Below are 17907 nucleotides of genomic sequence, written 5' to 3' on the forward strand. Positions count from 1 at the left end.
GCCGACCGGGCTATCATCGCGCGTCGCCGAGCACGGCCTGGACCAGGGCGAGCGCCGCGACCGCGGCGGTGTCGGCCCGGAGGATGCGGGGCCCGAGGGAGAGCGCCACGGAGTTGGGCCGCGCCAGGATCGCCGCGCGCTCCTCCGGCGCGAACCCGCCCTCCGGGCCGATCAGCACTGCGAGCGGAACGGGGCCCGCCGGATCCGCGGCCCGGCGCAGGGCGGCGACGGGGTCGGCGATCGCGGCGTCCTCGTCGCAGAACACCAGCAGCCGCTCCGGCGCGAGGTCGGCGAGCGCCGCGGGCAGGCGCGCGGCTTCCATCAAGGCCGGCACGGCGAGGATGCCGCACTGCTCGGCCGCCTCGATCATGTTGGCGTGCAGGCGCTCGGTGTTGAGGCGGTCGCCTTGCGTGTAGCGTGTCAGGACCGGCCGGATCGTGCCCGCCCCCATCTCGACCGCCTTCTGGGCGAGGTAGTCGAGCCGCGCGCTCTTCAGGGGCGCGAACAGGTAGTGCAGGTCGGGCGGTGCGGTCTGGGGCCGTACTCGGTCGACGACGGTCAGATGCGCGCTCTTGCGCCCCGACGGCACCAGGCTCGCCCGCCACTCGCCGTCCCGCCCATTGAACAGCAGCACCGGGTCGTCCGGCTGCCGGCGCAGGACGTTGAGCAGATAGTTCGCCTGCGCCCGGTCCAGGGGAAGGTTCGCGCCCGCGAAGAGGTCGTGCGCCACGTGGAGACGGGGCGCGGTGAAGTCGTAGGCCGCCATCCGGGCTCCGTCGCGTGCGGGATCGCCGCTGTCAACGCCGGAGCGAGGCGGCGCCGATGTTGCCGAAACATCACGGGCGCGGGTTTTCGAAACGTTACCCCGCCATGTCGGAGCCGGCCCGTTTGCGGCTCGATTGACGCCACATTCCTATGGCGAAGCGGAGCCCGGACATTCCGGACCGGCCGTACCGCAGCGCGGCCGACCTCCGGCTCGAAGACGACATCCGTCGACGCTGCGCGCCATGCCGACGGCGCATCGCCTGCGACCGGGGCGGATCTCCAGGGAGACGAGACCATGCGCTACAAGACCTACGGACTGGCCGCCGCCCTCGTCGCGGGCAGCTTCCTGGCCAGCACGGCCGCCTTCGCTCAGTCCGCCGAATGCGGCGCGATCCAGACGACGCTGCAGACCCGCAAGGATCTCGTCGCCAAGGCGAACGTGGCGTCGAACGGAAAGAAGAAGATGACCCCGCAGGAGGCCTGCGCGCTGTTCGGCAAGCTGCAATCCAACGGCGTCGAGGGCATGAAGTGGATCGCCGCCAACAAGGAGTGGTGCTCGATCCCCGACTCGTTCGCGGAAGGCTTCAAGGCCGACCACTCGAAGGTGGTGGGCATCCGCACCAAGATCTGCGGCATCGCGGCCCAGGCGACCAAGATGGAGGCTCAGGCCCGCGCTCAGGCCCAGAACGGCGGCGGCGGCGGCCTCCTCGGCGGCCCCGGCTTGACCGGCCAGTTCAAGATGCCGCAGGGCGCGCTCTGAGGCGGATGCGACCCGCCTCCCACCCGTTCCTCATCCCGTCCGGGCCCCAGTCGTGAATGCCGCGAAGGCGGTGGAATCCCGCGTCGCCGACGCGGTGACCGGCCATTGGGTCGACCGGCTCGCCCCGCGGGCCGCCCGGCCTTACCTGCGCCTCGCCCGCATCGACCGGCCGATCGGCTGGTGGCTGCTGCTGCTGCCGTGCTGGTGGTCGACGGCGCTGGCCGCCACCCGCGCCGGCCTGCCCTGGCCCGATCCGCGCCACCTGCTGCTGTTCCTCGTCGGCGCGGTGGCGATGCGCGGGGCCGGCTCGACCTACAACGACATCGCCGATCGCGACCTCGACGCGCAGGTCGAGCGCACGCGCTCGCGGCCCCTGCCCTCGGGGCAGGTCGGCACGCGCGCCGCCGCCATCTTCCTCGCCGCCCAGGCGCTGGTCGGCTTCCTCGTTCTGATGCAGTTCGATGCGTTCGCCATCGGCGTCGGGCTGTGCTCGCTGATCCCCGTGGCGATCTACCCGTTCATGAAGCGGGTGATGTCGATGCCGCAGTTGGTGCTCGGCCTCGCCTTCTCCTGGGGGGCGCTGATGGGCTGGGCCGCCCTGCTCGACCAGCTCGCAGCACCGGCCTGGCTGCTCTACGCCGGCACGATCGCCTGGGTGGTCGGCTACGACACGATCTACGCGGTGCAGGACATCGAGGACGACGAGATCGCCGGCATCCGCTCGTCGGCGCGGTTCTTCGGCGGCCGGCTTCGGGTCGCCGTCGGGGCCTGCTACGGGGCGGCCGTGCTGCTGATCGGCGCGGCGGCCTACGGGGCCGGGGCGGGACTGCTCGGTTTCCTGGGCGTCGCCGCGTTCGCGGGCCATCTCGGCCGGCAGGTCTGGCGGCTCAAGGCGCGGGACGGGCGGGAGGCGCTGGCCCTGTTCCGCTCGAATCGCGGGGCCGGGCTGATCCTGTTCGCGGGGCTCGCCGCCGATACGATCAACCAGGGCTGGCCGGGCTGAGCGCTCACGAGCGGGCGATGATCTCGTTCTCGCCGCGGTGGATCTGCGGGCGGACCGGGAGGCGGCCGGTCTTGCGGCGCACGAGGAAGCGCGGGCGGCGGTCGCCGAGCGAGCCGTGCCGGCGCCGAATGCGGGTCTTGCCGAGCATCAGCCGGCCGACCTGCGCCGACACGGTGGCGAGCACGCCGTCCTCGCGCACGATCATCCGCGGCAAGCCGGTGCGGGCGGCGAGGTCCCGCCAGATCGCGACGACCTCCTCCTCGCAGAACGGCCCGAGACGGGCGACGACGGCGCCGGCGGCGTCGACGAGGCAGAGGTCGAACCGGTCCTCGCCGCAGCTCTCCGCCTCGTCGGTCGCGAAGGTGAGCGCGATGCCGGCGGCCTTGGACGTCGCGGTGGCGGCGCTGAACACCGGCAGCGGCGAGGCGTCGAAGGCGAAGCGCGCCGGCGCGGCGGCGTCGCGATCGAGGCGATCGGTCTCGGCAAGATGATCGGTCGGGTTCCGGTCCATGGTGTCGAACGTGATCATCTGCCCGCCGTCCATTTGCAAGTGGCGACCTGCTCGGGTCGTCCGTTATGCCAAGCAGATTGGCGTCTAACCTCCCCACGGTGCCTTAAGAGTGAGCGTTAAGCGATCGTGGACAGCGCGTTTGCGCTCGGAATGCTCAACGGTTCCTTGCCGCGATCGATGAAAACCGCCGGTTCCGCGCTGCGGCCTCGCGATCCTTGTGGCGCTTCGGGGCAGACCCTACAACGGTTCGGTCGCGCGCTCCGGCGCGCCGCCCCCCTGTCGCGATCGGGACCATCCGCACGTCGCATCGGCGCGCGGGTCGGCGCGAGCCGCGATGCCGATCCCCTCCCCCGTCGCCGGACACGGACCGCCATGACCGATACGATCTCAGCGGACTTCGTGCACGCCCTGATGCCGGACCTGCGCGAGGCGCTTCGCGAGGCGGCCTCCCTCGCCCTGCCCTTCTTCCGCGCCGGCAGCCAGACCTCGGCGAAGATCTGGTCGAAGGCCGGCGGCTCGCCGGTGACGGAAGCCGACGTCGCCGTCGACACCTTCCTGAAGATCCGCCTGAGCCAGATCGTGCCGGCGGCGGCGTGGCTGTCCGAAGAGACGGCCGACGACGCCGTGCGGATCGGTCACGACCTCGTCTGGATCGTCGACCCGATCGACGGGACCCGCGCCTTCCTGTCCGGGCATCGGGACTGGTCGATCGCGGTGGCGCTGCTGAAGGCCGGCGAGCCCGTGATCGGCTTCGTGAACGCGCCGGCGCTCGGGCACGATTACGAGGCGATCCACGGGCGGGGCGCGACGCGCAACGGCGAGCCGATCGGCGCGCGGCAGGGCGTCGCGCTAGCGACGGCCCGCGTCACCGGCCCGAAGCCGATGATCGACCGGCTGGGGCGTGGCGTCTCGCGCGATCTGGGGGACGCCGCCTTCGAGCGCATCGACCGGATTCCGTCGCTGGCCCTGCGCGTGGCCCGCGTCGCCGAAGGCTCGGTCGATGTCGGGCTGGTCTCCTCGGATGCCCGCGACTGGGATCTCGCGGCGGCCGACCTGATCTTGCGCGAGGCGGGCGGCTCCGTCTGCGACATGTCCGGCGTCGCGACCGTCTACAACCGGACCGATCCGGTGCATGGCGAGTTGGTCGCGCTGCCGAACGACCTGCGCGACGTCGTCGTGTCGGCCTGGGACCGGGGCCGGTCGTGACGATCTCGCGAGCTTGAGCCGCCCTGAAACGAAGAAGAGCCGATCCCGCATCTGCAGGATCGGCTCGGCGCGGTCAGGCGTGGGCGGCTTCGCGAAGGGCCAGAGCGGCCGGCGCGAGCCCGAGGCGGTCGGCGAGATGCCAGCGCAACTCTCGGGGCGAATGATAATTGTAGGATCGATCGATGAGGTGGGAGAGGTCGAGGGTCGGGGCGTCCGACGTCGCGCTCTGCTTGATGCACCCCACCTTGAAGGTCGCCGAATCCGTGACGGGCGACCGGACGCTACGGCGTCGGGTGTATTCGAACAACATGGTGTGTTTGATTGTCTTCCGATGTGACCGGGTTTGCTCCGCCACGCGGCGGGCCCGGCTCTGTTTCTGTGGTGTTGCGATTAAGATTGCGTTTACCTTGACCGTCCGGCGCGGCCGCTCCCGGAGGATGGCAGCGTCGGATGGTTTCGACCGTGTTCACGGCCGCGTGGATGGGAGACCGATGGCCTCAGGCAGCCTGGAGGTTGCCGGCGGCGTCCTTGCCGCTGCGCTTGTCGGTCAGGATCTCGTAAGACACCTTCTGACCCTCGATCAGGTTGCGCATGCCGGCGCGCTCGACGGCGGAGATGTGGACGAACACGTCCTTGCCGCCGTCATCCGGCTGGATGAAGCCGTAGCCCTTGGTCTCGTTGAACCACTTCACGGTACCGGTATTCACGTAGAGAACCTCGTATCGACGATGGGTCGAGCCCTCGCGCTCGTGAAAGCGCGAACGGATCGACTGACTTCTAAGTCTGGTATGGGTGGCAGGGCGTCGGGCAAGGAACCCGTAACCGGCGTCCGTCCCAGGGTTTGGGCCCCCCACAACCCTATCTAAGGGCTCCCTGCGGCCGCAACAAGGCAGGGATGCAGGTTCTCGGCGTGCCCGGACAAAAGCGGAGGCCCGGCGGCTGGGATTTTCGCGGGCCCCAGTGCATATAAGGGTTCGCGCTCAGGCTTTTAGGCGATCCATGGCAGGTATCTCGGTTTCGTTGGAAGGGGCCAACATCCAGCTCTCCTTCCAGAAGGACGATCAGGCGACCGCCGTGGTGATGGATGCCCGCGCCGCCCGCGCCCTCGTGCGCGCCGTCGGGCAACTGCTCACCGCCATCGACGAACCCGAGGAGCCCGACATGGCCGAGGAGATGGGCGACGAGGAGATCGCGATGCTCGACGTGACCTCCTCCGCGATCGAGATCGGCACCGACGACCAGGGCCAGGCCGTCGTCGCGCTCCAGGCCGGCGCCCTGCCGCCGTTCCAGCTGCGCCTGACCGACGAGGAGGCCCGTCACGTGGCGACGAGCCTCTCCGAGATCCTCGCGGCCCCGCGCGACGTGCGGGCGTCGCACGGCGGCCATTGATCCGTTCCTACATCCTGACGCCGGGATCGGTCGGGGCGCCGGGAAACACGTCCGGCTCCGAGCCGGGGCCGCCGGGCTCGTCGATGCCGGGATCGTTCACCGGATAGGGCGTGCGCGGCCCGGTCGGCCCGATATCGGGCATCTCGTCCGGCGGGACGGGCGGTGGAAGGTCCCCGGGGGTCGGATCGGGGGTCGGAAGGCCGGGATTGGCCATGCGCTGCCTCGTGCAGTTGGGAATGAGCTAGCCAACGGATCGCCTGCGCGAGGGTTCCGCGCATTCCTGGGTTGCCGGATCGTCGGGGAACTGCGGGGAGACGTCCCGGTTTGCCGGCCGACGTCATCCATCGGAGCGAACCGCCATGCCCGACATCAAGCAAGCCAAGGTCCTGATCCTCGCCACCGACGGGTTCGCGGAGACCGAGCTCACCGTCCCGAAGGCCAAGCTGCGGCAGGCCGGCGCGACGGTCCACGTCGCGTCGCCGAAATCGCGCGAGAAGCCGGAATCGATCCGCGGCTGGGACAAGACCGATTGGGGCAAGAACGTCGCAGTCGACCTCGACCTCGAGACCGTCGATCCGTCTGCCTACGACGCCCTCGTCCTGCCCGGCGGCCAGATCAACCCGGACAAGCTCCGCCTCGAGCCGAAGGCGTTGGAGGTGATCAAGGCCTTCGTGACCTCGGGAAAGGTCGTCGCCGCGATCTGCCACGCGCCGTGGCTGCTGATCGAGGTCGGCGCGGCGAAGGGCCGTGACCTGACCTCGTTCTCCTCGATCCGCACCGACGTGATCAATGCCGGCGCCCGTTGGCACGACCGCGAGGTCGTGACCGACCACGGCATCGTCACCAGCCGGAATCCCGGCGATCTCGATGCGTTCTCGGCGAAGATCATCGAGGAGATCGCCGAAGGGCGGCACGAGCCCCGCTCCCTCGCCGCCTGATCGCGCGACGAGATCATGGAAGGCCGCCTGCCCTCTCGGCGGGCGGCCTTTTCTTCGAATGGAAGCCTCGTGCGCCGCTCAGCGCTTGGCGACGACGGCCTTCTGCGCCTTCGGCTTCAGGCCGGTGGTGCTGGCGATCAGCGCCGAGAGGTGATCCTGGTCGAGGTCCGCGGCCGCCTTCTGCGCCGGCTGGGCGGCGACGCGCTCGGGCTTGCGCGGCTCGATCGACCCGGTGGTCACCGGATCGGGCAGGCTCGCCAGAACCTGAGTGCTCGGCGCCGGATCGCGCTGGACCCGCAGCGCCCAATGGGCGGCGGTGGACAGCGCCGCGATCGCCAGGATCGCCTTGACGCCGCTGGTGAGGAACCCCCGCATGATGGTCAAGCCCGACAAAACGCAGTGACACGCGACCGGTTCCCCGGCCCATTGCCACTGTTGCCGATGAGCGTGAACGAAATCCGAAGGTCGGCACCGGCTGCCGTCCCGGAACGGGGCGAAACTTGTGTGGGCCATGCGCCGGGTCCGCGGTTCCTGTTCCCCGCGCCTCCGACACGCCTGCAGCACCCCGGCCCACCAGGATTCACAGGAGCGGTCCAGAGAACTGGTCCGGGCCGCCCCGTCACTGCCGACCCCGCGTCCATGCAGGCCCGAGCGGGCTCGCGAAACCTTCAGGCGCATCGGCCGCGGGGACCGCCGATGTAGGTGAAGTGCAAAGAGCCGGCAACCGATGGTCAGGACGATCCGCGCGTCCGCGACGATCCGCCTGCCGCTTCGGCGAAGGCGAGGAGCGTGGCGACGTCGTCCTCGCCCTCGGGCGTCGCGAGATGCGCGAAGGTCTCGGCCGCTCCGGCGAAGATCGCGCCGCCGGCTGGGTCCGGCGCCAGGAAGTCGACGATCTCGTGCATTTCCGCGACCCATCGGTAGGCCTTCGGCATCATGTCGGGAAACCCGCCGGCGAAGCGGGCGAGCAGCTCCGGCTCGCTCTCCGCCAGCTCCGCCCGCAGCGCGTCGGCGGCGCCCGCGCGCTCTGCGCCGAGGACGATCGCCGCGGCCACCGCCTTCAGGCCCTTGTTGATGCCGGCATAGGCCATCTTCAGGGTGGACGCCGCTCCGACGCCACCCGCGCAGGCCCGCATGTCGAGGCCGCATGCGCGCAGGGCCATCAGCGGCGCGAGATCGTCGCCGGCGACGTAGACCCGCGGCCCCTTCGCGCCGGGTTCGGGCGGGAGCCCGAGGATCGCACCATCGAGGAACGGTGCGCCCGTGCCCGCGATGATCGCGGCGATGCCGTGCACCGTCGCCGGCGACACCGCATTGCAATCGACGTAGACCGGCTTTTTCGGCTGAGCCGTCAGGCTCGGGGCGAGGTGGGCCGCGAGGCCGGCGGCATCGGCCGGCGGCACGATCGACAGGATCAGGTCGGCCGCGGCGATCTCCGCATCGTCGGCGTGGCTCATGCCGGCGGCCCGGGCGCGGTCGCGGGTCCCGGCGCTCCGTCCCGTCAGCGATGTCAGGACGCGGACGCCGTTCTCGGTGAGGCGGCGGGCGACCGCGCTTCCCATGGCGCCCGGGGCGATGACGGCGATGGTCGGCATCGCATCACCTCAAGCCATGGCCCGAACCACAGGGACGATCCGCGGCGGATCCGTATCGAAGTGGCGGGCACCCGATGGTGCCCGCCGTCGTCGTGCTAGCGCAGCGAGCCGCAGAAGCGCTGGATGCGGTTGCACGCTTCCTCCAGCGTCTTGGTCGAGGTGGCGTAGGAGATGCGCAGGTTCGGGCCGAGGCCGAAGGCCGAGCCGTGCACGGCGGCGACGCCCTCCGCCTGCAGCAGCTCGGTCACGAAGTCCTCGTCGGTGGCGATGGTCTTGCCTGACGGGGTCGTGCGCCCGATCGTCTCGGCGCAGGACGGGTAGACGTAGAACGCGCCCTCCGGCGTCGGGCATTGCAGGCCCTTGGTCTGGTTCAGCATCGAGACCACGAGGTCGCGCCGCTCCTGGAACGCCGCCTTGAATTGCGCGAGGTGCGCCTGCGTGCCGTCGAGCGCGGCCACCGCCGCCCATTGCGAGATCGAGGACGCGCCCGAGGTCTGCTGGCCCTGGACGAAGTCCATCGCCTTGATCAGCTTTTCCGGGCCGGCGGCGTAGCCGATGCGCCAGCCCGTCATCGCGTAGGCCTTCGAGACGCCGTTCATGGTCAGCGTGCGCTCGTAGAGGCCGGGCTCGATCTGCGCCGGGGTGACGAATTCGAAGTCACCGTAGGTCAGGTGTTCGTACATGTCGTCGGTGAGCACCCAGACGTGCGGGTAGCGCATCAGCACGTCGGTGATCTTCTTCAGCTCGGCATGGCTGTAGGCGGCGCCCGAGGGATTCGACGGTGAGTTGAGGATGATCCACTTGGTCTTCGGCGTCAGGACCCGCTCCAGCTCCTCGGGCTGGAGCTTGAAGTCGTGCGCCATGTCGGTCTCGGCGAAGACCGGCGTGCCGCCGCAGAGCACCACCATCTCCGGGTAGGACACCCAGTAGGGGCGCGGGATCACGACCTCGTCGCCGGGGTTCAGCGTCGCCAGCAGCGCGTTGTAGATCACGTGCTTGCCGCCGGTGCCGACGATGGTCTGGGAGACCTTGTAGTCGAGCCCGTTCTCCCGCTTGAACTTCTTCACGATCGCTTCGCGCAGCGGCACGATGCCCGACACCGGCGGATACTTGGTCTCGCCCCGGGCGATCGCCTCGATCGCGGCCTGCTTGATGTGCTCGGGCGTGTCGAAGTCGGGCTCGCCGACCGACAGGCTGATCACGTCCATGCCGCCGGCTTTCAGGTCGCGCGCCTTCTGCGTCATCGCGATCGTCGCGGATGGTTTTACGCGCGAGAGGGCGTCGGCGAGAAAGCCCATGGTCGGGTGCTCCGGTTTTCATGCAGGTTTCGCCGTCCCGTGACGGCGGCGGGACCGTAGTCGCGGCTCCTGGGACGAGCAAGGCGCCGGCTCGGGGTTCGCCGGCAAACGTCACGCACAGGGTGCAGGGCTCGTGCTCGACCGCCGCCTCGACGGCGGCTTCCGGCGACACCATCTCCTGGCGATGGCAACGCTCTCCGTCCTCGACCTGTCGTTCGTCGGTTCCGGCTCCAGCCCGGCTCAGGCGCTGCGCGACTCCCTCGACCTCGCCCGCCACGTCGACCGCCTCGGCTACGGGAGATACTGGCTCGCCGAGCACCATGCCCTGCCCTCGGTCGCGAGCCCGGCCCCCGACATCATGGTCGGCCAGATCGCGGCCGCGACCCGGACGATCCGGGTCGGCTCGGGCGGGATCATGCTGCCGAACCACGCGCCGCTGATGGTCGCCGAGCGCTTCAAGGTGCTGGAGGCGCTGTTTCCCGGGCGGATCGACCTCGGCCTAGGGCGCGCGCCCGGCACCGACGGCATCACCGCCCAGGCGTTGCGCCGGCGCGAGGCGCCGCGCGGCGGCGACGACTTCCTCGAGCGGCTGCAGGAGCTGATGCTGTGGGAGACCGGCGGCTTCCCCGAGGGCCATCCGTTCAACACCGTGACCGTGATGCCGGCCGGCGTGCCGCTGCCACCGATCTTCCTGCTCGGGTCGTCCGACTACAGCGCGCATCTGTCCGCACGCCTCGGGCTCGGCTTCGCCTTCGCGCAGCACTTCGCCTCATTCGACGCGCGTGGCCCGATGCTCGACTATCGCCGCGGCTTCCAGCCCTCGCGGTGGGGCACCCGGCCCCATGCGATCCTCGCGGTCGCGGCCGTCTGCGCCGAGACCGAGGCGCAGGCCGAGCGCCTGGCGCTCAGCACCCAGCTGGCGACGCTCCGGCGCGAGCACGGCGAGTACGCTCCGATCCCGACGCTTACCGAGGCCGAAGCCTATCCCTACAGCGATGCCGAGCGCGCCCGCATCGCCCGCGGCCGAGACCGGTTGCATGTCGGCACGCCGGAGACTGTGCGCGCCCTGCTCTCGGGCCTCGCCGAGGCGACGCAGGCCGACGAGATCATGGTGGTCTGCGCCGTTCCCGATCAGGAGGCCCGGCGGCGCTCCTACAGCCTGCTGGCGCAGGCCTGGGGACTCGCCGAGACGGCCGCGGCAGCGTGAATCGCCGGACGACATCCTGACCAGCCTGTCGCCTCGACCGGTCCCGGGCTCCTGACATCGATCCGGGATCGGCGCATCCTGGCGGTCTCGACGCGGCTTCGCGGCGTCGGGCACGCGGATGGCCCGTCGAAGGGCCACCACCCAGGCATCGACGATCTCGGGAGGAGAGAACGATGGGCGATCGACGCGATTTCCTGAAGGCGACGGCCGGTCTCGCGGCCACCGCCATGGCCGCCCCGGTCGCGGCACGGGCCGCGGAGAAGGGGCCGCCCGCGCCGACTGCCTTCGGCATGCCGCGCGACATGATCCTAATCAACCTGCGCCGCGACGGCGGCTACGGCCTCGGCCTGAAGACCCCGGACGGCGTGCTCGACGTCGCCGCCGCCGGGAAGGCGGTCGGCCTGCCGGTGCCGGCCGACATGGACGACCTTCTGCAGAACGGGAAGGGCCCGATGCTGCGCGCGGTGATCGATGCGGTCGAGGCGGCCCCCGACCCGCGGCTGACGATCCCCGAGGACCGGATCGCCTACGCGCCGCTGGTCACCCGGCCGGAAAAGATCATCATGATGGGATTCAACTATCGCAAGCACGCCGAGGAGACGGGAACGCCGCCGCCGAAGGACCCGCCGCTGTTCAACAAGTACAACAACACGCTCAACCATCACGGCGGCACGATCCGGCTGCCGACGCAGGCGGCGCGCGAGTTCGACTACGAGACCGAGCTGGTGATCGTCTTCGGCCGGGAATGCCGCGACGTCTCGGAGGCCGACGCGCTCGACTACGTCGCCGGCTACGCCACCGGCAACGACTTCAGCGCCCGCGACCTGCAGACGCTGACCTCGCAGTTCATGATCGGCAAGACCTCGGACGGGTTCGCTCCGCTCGGGCCCTACCTCGTCACCGCCGACCGCGTGCCCGACCCGAACAATCTGCGCCTGGTGACCAAGGTCAACGGCGCGGTGCGGCAGGACTGGACGACCGCGGACATGATCTTCAACTGCCGCCAGCTGATCAGCTTCGCCTCGAAGGTGATGACCATCAAGCCGGGCGACGTCTTCTACACCGGCACGCCGCAGGGGGTGATCTTCGGCGAGAAGATCCCGCGGGCGGAGCGGCAATGGCTGAAGCCGGGCGACGTCATCGTGTCGAGCCTCGAAGGGCTGGGCGAGCTGCAGTTCAGCCTGGTCTGACCGGCGTTCGGAAATACCTATCCGCCCGCTCTCATCGGTCCACACCGCTTGCGGGAACGACGTGGCTCCGTACCGGCAACCGAGGGATCGCGCGGATCACCGCGCGGTCCTTTCTGTCGTCTAGGGCCGAGGCCGCCGCGTCTCAGCCGCCGAACAACCCGCGCAGGCGGCTGAGGAAGCCGCCGGTCGGGGTCGTCGCGGCGGCGGCAGCGCTCGTCGGCGCGGCCGCGGCCGCCCGCGTCGGCGCCTGAACCAGCCCCAAAGCCGCCGTGTCCGTGCTCTCGCGATCGATCAGGATCAGGCCGCCGGTGTCGCGGGTCTCCGCGTAGGGGTCGAACGGCACCGCGCGGTCGAGCTTGAGCGTGACGTCGGCGATGTCGTTGGCGACGAGCTTCTCCGCCGAGCCGGGCTGCCCGGTCTCGGGGTCGATGCGGTTGCGGATGCGGTCCACCACGGCGTTGGCCGTGACGGTGCCGACCTTGGCGAGCAGCGCCGTGCCGGGGGCGAGCTCGGTCTCGGCGGCCCAGAACAGGCGCACGTCGAGGGTGTCGGAGACCTGCATCGGATGCGAGGCGGCGGCGATGACGCTTCCGCGCGAGGCGTCGACCTCGTCGGCGAGCACCAGGGTGACCGACTGGCCCTCCTGGGCGCTGGCGAGATCGCCGTCCGGGCCGACGATCCGCGCCACCGTGGAGGTGCGCGCAGACGGGGCGATCGCCACCGCGTCGCCCGGCTTCACCGTGCCGGCGGCGATGAGGCCCGAGAACCCGCGGAACTCAGAGTTCGGCCGGTTGACCCACTGCACCGCCATGCGGAACGGCGCGGCCAGCGCCTCCTCGTGCACCGGCACGCTCTCGAGATAGGCCAGCAGCGGGCCGCCCTGGTACCACGGCGCGGAGACCGCCGGCAGCACGACGTTGTCGCCGTTCTTGGCCGAGAGCGGGATCGCCCGGACCTCGACGAAGCCGAAATCGCGCGTGAAGGCGGAGAAGCCCGCCACCAGCCCGTCGAAGGTGGCCTGCGACCAGCCGACGAGGTCCATCTTGTTGATGGCGAGCACGACGCGGCGGATGCCGAGCATCGAGACCAGCAGGGCATGGCGCCGGGTCTGGCGGGTCAGGCCCTGGCGGGCGTCGACCAGGATCACCGCCACGTCGGCGGTCGAGGCGCCGGTGGCCATGTTGCGGGTGTACTGCTCGTGGCCGGGCGTGTCGGCGACGATGAACGAGCGCTTGTCGGTGGAGAAGAACCGATAGGCGACGTCGATGGTGATGCCCTGCTCGCGCTCGGCCTGGAGGCCGTCGACGAGAAGCGCCAGGTCGACCTCCTGCCCTTGCGTGCCGTGCTTCTTCGAATCGCGCTGGAGCGCGGTGATCTGGTCGTCGAAGATCTGCTTGGTGTCGTGCAGCAGGCGGCCGATCAGCGTCGACTTGCCGTCGTCCACCGAGCCGCAGGCGATGAAGCGCAGGACTTCCTTGCTCTGATGCGCGGCCAGGAACGACGCGTAGCCGAACTCGGGGGCGTCGAACGCGTCCTTGGAGGGGTGGACCGTCATCAGAAGTAGCCTTCCTGCTTCTTGCGCTCCATGGCGCCGGCGCCGTCCTTGTCGATCACCCGGCCCTGCCGCTCCGAGGTGCGGGCGGCCAGCGTCTCGCCGATGATCGCCGGCAGCGTGTCGGCGCCGCTCTCGACCGCGCCGGTGAGCGGATAGTCGCCGAGCGTGCGGAAGCGGACCTTGCGCAAGGTCGGCGTCTCGCCGGGCTCCAGCGGCAGGCGGTCGTCGTCGACCATGATCAGCTGCCCGTCGCGCTCGACCACCGGCCGCGGCTCTGCGAAGTAGAGCGGCACGATCGGGATCCGCTCCTGCTCGATGTAGAGCCAGATATCGAGCTCGGTCCAATTGGAGAGCGGGAAGATGCGCAGGCTCTCGCCGCGCTTCTTGCGCAGGTTGTAGAGGTGCCAGGGCTCGGCCCGCTGGCGCTTCGGGTCCCAGCGGTGCTGGGCCGTGCGCAGGGAGACGATCCGCTCCTTGGCGCGCGAGGCCTCCTCGTCGCGGCGGGCACCGCCGAAGGCCGCGTCGAACTTGTGCTTGTCGAGCGCCTGCCGCAGCGCCTGCGTCTTCATCACGTCGGTGTGGACTTCCGAGCCGTGGCTGATCGGGCCGACGCCGCGGGCGAGCCCGTCCTGGTTGGTGTGGACGATCAGGTCGAGGCCGAGCTCCTTCGCGCGGGCGTCGCGGAAGGCGATCATCTCGCGGAACTTCCAGGTCGTGTCGATGTGCATCAGCGGGAACGGCAGGCGGCCGGGGGCGAACGCCTTCAGCGCCAGGTGCAGCAGCACCGACGAATCCTTGCCGATCGAGTAGAGCATCACCGGGTTCTCGGTCTCGGCGACCGTCTCCCGGAAGATGTGGATGCTCTCGGCTTCCAGACGCTGCAGGTGCGTGAGGCGGCTGCCGGCTTGCGCCTGGATCGCGGGTGCGGCGCTCATCGGGCCATCTCCGGTCTGTGGGATTGCGTGGTCTCGAATGCCGCGGCTTCCTCGCCGGGCGCGACGTCGGCCTCGGGCACGTGGACGTGCAGGCCGCATTCCTTCTTGGATTCCTGCTCCCACCACCAGCGGCCGGCACGCTCGGGCTCGCCGACGCGGACGGCACGGGTGCATGGGGCGCAGCCGATCGAGGGGAAGCCGCGATCGTGCAGCACGTTGTAGGGCACGTAGTTGTCGCGCACGAAACGGTCGACGTCCTCGCGCGTCCAGTCGGCCAGCGGGTTGAGCTTGATCAGGTCGCGGCTCTCGTCGAACTCGGCGAGCGGCGTGTCGGCACGGTTGGCGGACTGGCCGGCGCGCAGGCCGGTGAGCCAGCCGGCCGCCCCGTCGAGGGCGCGGCCCAGCGGCTCGACCTTGCGGAAGCCGCAGCAGGCCTGCCGCGCCTCGATCGAATGGCGGAAGCCGTTGATGCCGGATTCGCGCACGAACGCTTCCTCGGATCGCCGCTCGGGGGCGTAGGCGCGGATGCGGATGCCGTAAGCCGATTCCGTCTCCGCCCAGACGTCGTAGGTCTCGGGATAGAGCCGCCCCGTATCCAGGGTGACGATCTCGGTCCGGCCCTTGGCCATCGCGAGCGCGTGCGTCAGCGCCTGATCCTCGATGCCGAGGCTCGTGGTGAAGACGAGGCGTCCGGGGATCGTCGCCTCGATCAGCGCGATCCGCCCCTTGAGGTCGAGGGGCTTGAGCTGGGCGGCGAGATCGGCCGCCGCCTGGGGGGTGGGAAGGGTCATCGCCTGTTCGTTCGCGGGCCGGGTCGTGCCAGGGGCACTGGTTGTTCCCTGAGATGTTCGCTATAACGAACGGTGTCAAGGCGCCGCCGCGAGGCCCGGATGCCCTGCGCTGCGATGCAGTAAGCCCTGGCAACACGCCGCAATCGGGATCGGTTGCGCGGAAATGGAAGTTCCTTCTCATGGGCGCCCTGCATGGGCCGCATGGCGAAGCGACGTCGAGATGCGAGGTTGGCCGTGGATTCGATCGATCTGAAGATCCTGGCGCTGCTGCAGACGGACGCGACCCTGTCGATCGCCGCGATCGGCGAGCGGGTCGGCCTGTCGCAGACCCCGTGCTGGAAGCGCATCCAGCGCCTTGAGGCCGACGGGGTGATCGACCGCCGCGTCGCCGTGCTCGATCCGGTCAAGCTCGGCCTCGGGCTCACCGTGTTCGTTTCGATCGAGACCGCCGACCATTCGCGCGAGTGGCTGGAGCGATTCGCCGGCACCGTCTCGGCGATGCCCGAGGTGCTGGAATTCTACCGCATGGCCGGCGACGTCGATTACATGCTCCGCGTCGTCGTGGCCGACATGAGCGCCTACGACACGTTCTATAAGCGCCTGATCGCGACGCTGCCGTTGAAGAACGTCACCTCGCGCTTCGCGATGGAGAAGGTGAAGTCGACGACGGCCCTGCCGCTGCCCGCGCCACCGACGAACGGCCGCCAGATCCAGGGATTGCCGCCGACCCTCGTGGCGGTCGGAGAATAAAGTTCTTTTTTGCGCCGCAACGACGATCGACTCCTTCTCCTAATCAAGCGTTCTGTAAAACGGACGTTTTCCCGTTGACAGGGGCCTTCCGCCCCACGACATGGTCTTCCGATGTCACGCCAAAGCCTTCTTCCCCGCACCGCGCCGTTCGGCGACAGCGAGCGGGCCAGCCTCGACGCCGTGCTCGGCAGCGCCACCGCGATCCAGCGCGCCTGGCTCGCCGGCTTCCTCGCCGGGATCGACGCGGCCGGCGGGCAGCCTGCGGCGGCACCGGCCGCTCCGCCGAAGGCCGCCGAGCCGCTGACGATCATCTACGCCAGCGAATCCGGCAACTGCGAGGCCCTGGCCGGCACCGTCGCCAAGCTCGCGCGCAAGCAGGGCTTCAAGCCGAAGGTCATCGACTTCGCCGACCTCGACCTCGCCGTGCTGCCGAAGGCCGGCAAGCTCGTCGCCATCGCCGCGACCTGGGGCGAAGGCGAGCCGCCCGCCCGCGCGACCCACACCTACAACGCCCTGATGGGCGACGGCGCTCCGCGCCTCGACGGCGTCGAGTTCGCGGTGCTCGCGCTCGGCGACACCTCCTACGCCGAGTTCTGCGCCATCGGTAAGGCGCTCGACGCGCGCTTCGAGGCGCTGGGCGGCAAGCGGGCGGCCGAGCGCGCCGACCTCGACCTCGACTACGAGACGCCGGCCGCCGCCTGGATCAAGGACACGCTGAAGGCGCTGGCGCCAGCCCCGGTCGCCGCCGACAACGTCGTGGCGGTCGACTTCGCCCGCGCCACGGCTGCCGAGGACGAGGATGCCGAGCCGAGCCGCGAGCCGGTCGTGGTCGAGGTGGTCGAGCACGTGAACCTCAACTCGTCGCGCTCGGACAAGGAGACGATCCACCTCGCGCTGGCCTTCGAGGACGGCGCGCCCGCCTACGAGCCCGGCGACTCGCTCGAGATCTACCCGGAGAACGACCCGGCCCTGGTCGAGGAGATCCTGAAGGCGACCGGCCTGACCGGCGACGAGGCCCTGCGCCGCTCGCTGCTCGCCGAGCGCGACATCACCACCCTCTCGGCCGCCACGGTCGAGCGCTTCGTTAAGGCGACCGGGCACGACGAGGCCAAGCGGCTGATCGAGAGCGGCGAGGTCCGCGCCTGGATCGAGGGCCGCCACCTCATCGACCTGATCGAGACCTACCCGGCGGCCCTGACCGCCGAGCATCTCGGCGGCATCACCCGTCCGCTGCCGCCGCGCGCCTACTCGATCGCCTCCTCGCGCAAGGAAGTCGGCGACGAGGTCCACCTCGTGATCGCCGCCGTGCGCTACGAGACCCACGGCCGGGCGCGGACCGGAGTCGCCTCGACCCACGTCGCCGACCGGATGTCGGACGGCGCCAAGCTCCGGGTCCGCCTGAAGCCGAACCGCCACTTCCGCCTGCCCGCCGACCCGGCGACCGACATCATCATGGTCGGGCCCGGCACCGGCGTCGCCCCGTTCCGCGCCTTCGTGCAGGAGCGCCGCGCGGTCGAGGCCACCGGCCGCTCCTGGCTGTTCTTCGGCGACCGGCACTTCATCCACGATTTCCTGTACCAGCTCGAATGGCAGGAGGCGCTGGAGGACCGCTCGCTCACCAAGATCGACGTGGCGTTCTCGCGCGACCAGCCGGAGAAGCTCTACGTGCAGCACCGCATCGACCAGCATCGCGAGGAGCTGGTGGAGTGGCTGGAGGGCGGCGCGCACCTCTACGTCTGCGGCGACGCCAAGGCGATGGCCAAGGACGTCCGCGTCGCGGTCGAGAACGCCTACGCGGCGGTGAAGGGCCTGAGTGCCGACGATGCCGCAGCGGCGGTGTCGGCCCTTGAGCGCGCCGGCCGTTACCAGCAGGACGTGTACTGAGATGCACCGGCCCTCCCCCGCTGCGGGGGAGGGTGGCCCCTGCCTCGGCAGGGGTCGGGAGAGGGGCCCCCCCTTTCCGGAGATGTCGCTCCCCTCTCCCGACCCGCATCGCGGGCCACCCTCTCCCGCA

General features: G+C 70.3%; 20 protein-coding genes. 9 read left to right on the forward strand and 11 right to left on the reverse strand.

Features of this window, described 5'->3' with window-relative positions; genetic code table 11:
* Positions 1-13: 13 nt before the first annotated feature.
* On the reverse strand, positions 14-766 hold the full coding sequence (locus MKK60_RS26570; protein ID WP_147725963.1) for a 16S rRNA (uracil(1498)-N(3))-methyltransferase: 753 nt from the start codon (positions 764-766) through the stop codon (positions 14-16).
* A gap of 294 nt (positions 767-1060) precedes the next feature.
* Between MKK60_RS26570 and MKK60_RS26575 the strand changes: the two genes are divergently transcribed.
* Complete coding sequence (locus tag MKK60_RS26575; RefSeq protein ID WP_147843066.1) at positions 1061-1525, forward strand: hypothetical protein; 465 nt, start codon at positions 1061-1063, stop codon at positions 1523-1525.
* 52 nt (positions 1526-1577) lie between these two features.
* A complete protein-coding gene (ubiA, locus tag MKK60_RS26580) occupies positions 1578-2528 on the forward strand; it encodes a 4-hydroxybenzoate octaprenyltransferase (protein WP_147843065.1) in 951 nt (316 codons plus the stop codon).
* A gap of 4 nt (positions 2529-2532) precedes the next feature.
* Here ubiA and MKK60_RS26585 read toward each other — a convergent pair whose 3' ends face one another.
* Complete coding sequence (locus tag MKK60_RS26585) at positions 2533-3057, reverse strand: DUF6101 family protein (RefSeq protein ID WP_243989109.1); 525 nt, start codon at positions 3055-3057, stop codon at positions 2533-2535.
* Positions 3058-3411: 354 nt separating this feature from the next.
* Between MKK60_RS26585 and MKK60_RS26590 the strand changes: the two genes are divergently transcribed.
* Positions 3412-4245 carry a 3'(2'),5'-bisphosphate nucleotidase CysQ gene (locus MKK60_RS26590; protein ID WP_243934345.1) on the forward strand — a complete coding sequence of 278 codons (834 nt, stop codon included), beginning with the start codon at positions 3412-3414 and terminating at the stop codon, positions 4243-4245.
* Between the two features lie 73 nt (positions 4246-4318).
* Here MKK60_RS26590 and MKK60_RS26595 read toward each other — a convergent pair whose 3' ends face one another.
* Together MKK60_RS26595 and MKK60_RS26600 are read right to left on the reverse strand one after the other, a co-directional pair.
* Complete coding sequence (locus MKK60_RS26595; protein WP_147725966.1) at positions 4319-4555, reverse strand: AsnC family transcriptional regulator; 237 nt, start codon at positions 4553-4555, stop codon at positions 4319-4321.
* Positions 4556-4742: 187 nt separating this feature from the next.
* Complete coding sequence (locus MKK60_RS26600) at positions 4743-4952, reverse strand: cold-shock protein (protein WP_147725959.1); 210 nt, start codon at positions 4950-4952, stop codon at positions 4743-4745.
* A gap of 292 nt (positions 4953-5244) precedes the next feature.
* On the opposite strand from MKK60_RS26600, the gene MKK60_RS26605 reads away from it, so the two are divergent.
* Positions 5245-5634, forward strand: a complete 390-nt coding sequence (locus MKK60_RS26605) for a hypothetical protein (RefSeq protein WP_147843063.1) — start codon at positions 5245-5247, stop codon at positions 5632-5634.
* A 7-nt stretch (positions 5635-5641) separates the two neighbouring features.
* On the opposite strand, the gene MKK60_RS26610 is transcribed toward MKK60_RS26605, so the two are convergent.
* Complete coding sequence (locus MKK60_RS26610) at positions 5642-5848, reverse strand: hypothetical protein (RefSeq protein ID WP_243934347.1); 207 nt, start codon at positions 5846-5848, stop codon at positions 5642-5644.
* A 145-nt stretch (positions 5849-5993) separates the two neighbouring features.
* Between MKK60_RS26610 and MKK60_RS26615 the strand changes: the two genes are divergently transcribed.
* Entirely contained in the window at positions 5994-6572 is a 579-nt protein-coding gene (locus MKK60_RS26615; protein ID WP_243989110.1) for a type 1 glutamine amidotransferase domain-containing protein, read from the forward strand.
* 78 nt (positions 6573-6650) lie between these two features.
* Here the strand turns inward: MKK60_RS26615 and MKK60_RS26620 are convergent, their stop codons facing one another.
* The 3 genes from MKK60_RS26620 to MKK60_RS26630 form a co-directional block, all read right to left on the reverse strand.
* Positions 6651-6947 carry a hypothetical protein gene (locus MKK60_RS26620; protein WP_147725955.1) on the reverse strand — a complete coding sequence of 99 codons (297 nt, stop codon included), beginning with the start codon at positions 6945-6947 and terminating at the stop codon, positions 6651-6653.
* Positions 6948-7303: 356 nt separating this feature from the next.
* Entirely contained in the window at positions 7304-8167 is an 864-nt protein-coding gene (locus MKK60_RS26625) for an NAD(P)-dependent oxidoreductase (protein WP_243989111.1), read from the reverse strand.
* A gap of 95 nt (positions 8168-8262) precedes the next feature.
* Entirely contained in the window at positions 8263-9465 is a 1203-nt protein-coding gene (locus tag MKK60_RS26630) for a pyridoxal phosphate-dependent aminotransferase (protein ID WP_243950293.1), read from the reverse strand.
* Between the two features lie 184 nt (positions 9466-9649).
* On the opposite strand from MKK60_RS26630, the gene MKK60_RS26635 reads away from it, so the two are divergent.
* Positions 9650-10672: an LLM class flavin-dependent oxidoreductase gene (locus MKK60_RS26635; RefSeq protein ID WP_243989133.1), complete on the forward strand. Its 1023-nt coding sequence runs from the start codon at positions 9650-9652 to the stop codon at positions 10670-10672.
* A gap of 173 nt (positions 10673-10845) precedes the next feature.
* Entirely contained in the window at positions 10846-11862 is a 1017-nt protein-coding gene (locus MKK60_RS26640; protein WP_243989112.1) for a fumarylacetoacetate hydrolase family protein, read from the forward strand.
* Between the two features lie 142 nt (positions 11863-12004).
* Here the strand turns inward: MKK60_RS26640 and cysN are convergent, their stop codons facing one another.
* The 3 genes from cysN to MKK60_RS26655 are packed head-to-tail and all read right to left on the reverse strand — an operon-like array spanning position 12005 to position 15143.
* Positions 12005-13417 (reverse strand): sulfate adenylyltransferase subunit CysN, encoded by a 1413-nt coding sequence (cysN, locus tag MKK60_RS26645; RefSeq protein WP_243989113.1) that lies wholly within the window; start codon positions 13415-13417, stop codon positions 12005-12007.
* Positions 13417-14352, reverse strand: coding sequence for a sulfate adenylyltransferase subunit CysD (gene cysD, locus MKK60_RS26650; RefSeq protein ID WP_243950299.1), 936 nt, complete (start codon positions 14350-14352; stop codon positions 13417-13419). The genes cysN and cysD overlap by 1 nt, the downstream gene beginning before the upstream one ends.
* The gene (locus MKK60_RS26655) at positions 14349-15143 is read right to left on the reverse strand and encodes a phosphoadenylyl-sulfate reductase (RefSeq protein WP_147725949.1); all 795 of its coding nucleotides are present in this window, start codon (positions 15141-15143) and stop codon (positions 14349-14351) included. The genes cysD and MKK60_RS26655 overlap by 4 nt, the downstream gene beginning before the upstream one ends.
* Positions 15144-15377: 234 nt before the next feature.
* On the opposite strand from MKK60_RS26655, the gene MKK60_RS26660 reads away from it, so the two are divergent.
* Together MKK60_RS26660 and MKK60_RS26665 are read left to right on the forward strand one after the other, a co-directional pair.
* Positions 15378-15893, forward strand: a complete 516-nt coding sequence (locus tag MKK60_RS26660; RefSeq protein ID WP_147725948.1) for an Lrp/AsnC family transcriptional regulator — start codon at positions 15378-15380, stop codon at positions 15891-15893.
* Positions 15894-16004: 111 nt separating this feature from the next.
* On the forward strand, positions 16005-17777 hold the full coding sequence (locus tag MKK60_RS26665; protein WP_243989114.1) for a sulfite reductase flavoprotein subunit alpha: 1773 nt from the start codon (positions 16005-16007) through the stop codon (positions 17775-17777).
* Positions 17778-17907: the final 130 nt, after the last annotated feature.

Origin of the sequence: Methylobacterium sp. J-092, from assembly GCF_022829325.1 — a bacterium.
Taxonomy (GTDB): Bacteria; Pseudomonadota; Alphaproteobacteria; order Rhizobiales; family Beijerinckiaceae; genus Methylobacterium.